1 protein-coding gene is annotated in these 851 nt (G+C 55.3%); it reads right to left on the minus strand.

What is annotated here, in order from left to right; all coding sequences use genetic code 11:
- The coding region (locus KUC_RS18975) for a methyl-accepting chemotaxis protein (protein ID WP_040481825.1) at positions 1-851 on the minus strand (851 nt) is incomplete at both ends.

The raw sequence follows: 851 nt of genomic DNA on the forward strand, positions 1-851 counted from the left end.
TTGCCTGCGTATGCTCAGTGCTCTGGTTAATGCGGAAGTGGGCAACCAGTTGACGCAGTTGGGCACTAAGCTGGGCAAGCGTTTGGGTGGCGTGGTTACTCTCTTGCACCAGGCTGGCATTTTGCTGGGTCATTTGGTCCATTTGCGTTACCGCTTGGTTGACCTGCTCAATGCCGCTGCTCTGCTCAATGGTGGCGGCAGAAATTTCCTGAACCAGTGTGCTGAGCTGTTTGATGTCATCGACCATGCCATTGATCACATCGCCGGTGTCACGCACTTGACGGCTGCCTTCCACCACTTTGCTATCCGACGCTTCGATCAAGGTTTTGATTTCTTGCGCAGCGGCAGCCGAACGGCTGGCTAGTTGGCGAACCTCATTGGCCACAACGGCAAAGCCGCGCCCTTGCTCGCCAGCGCGTGCCGCTTCCACCGAGGCGTTAAGTGCCAAGATATTGGTTTGGAAAGCGATACCATCAATAGTGTTAACGATGCTGCTCATATGGGTGGCGCTTTCGTTAATCGTTGCCATGGTGGTGATCACCGTGGACATAGAGTCACTACCGCGCTGGGCGCTGTCAGCGGTGCGGGTAGCAAGAGTTCGCGCGTGATCGGCGTGTTCGGCATTTTGTTTTACCGTGGCGGTGAGCTGTTCCATGCTGGAGGCCGTTTCAGCCAATGAGGCAGCCTGCTCCTCGGTGCGGGTAGAGAGCTCCTCGTTAACGCCGACAATCTGTTCAACGCCGCTGTTCACTTGATTTGCACCGCGATGAATGTCGCCGATCGTTTCCGCCAGGGTTTCACGCATACGGTTGATATCAAACAGTAAGCTTTGCTGATCTTTCGCCGAAAGC

The sequence above is a fragment of the Vreelandella boliviensis LC1 genome, assembly GCF_000236035.1.
Lineage (GTDB): Bacteria > Pseudomonadota > Gammaproteobacteria > Pseudomonadales > Halomonadaceae > Vreelandella > Vreelandella boliviensis.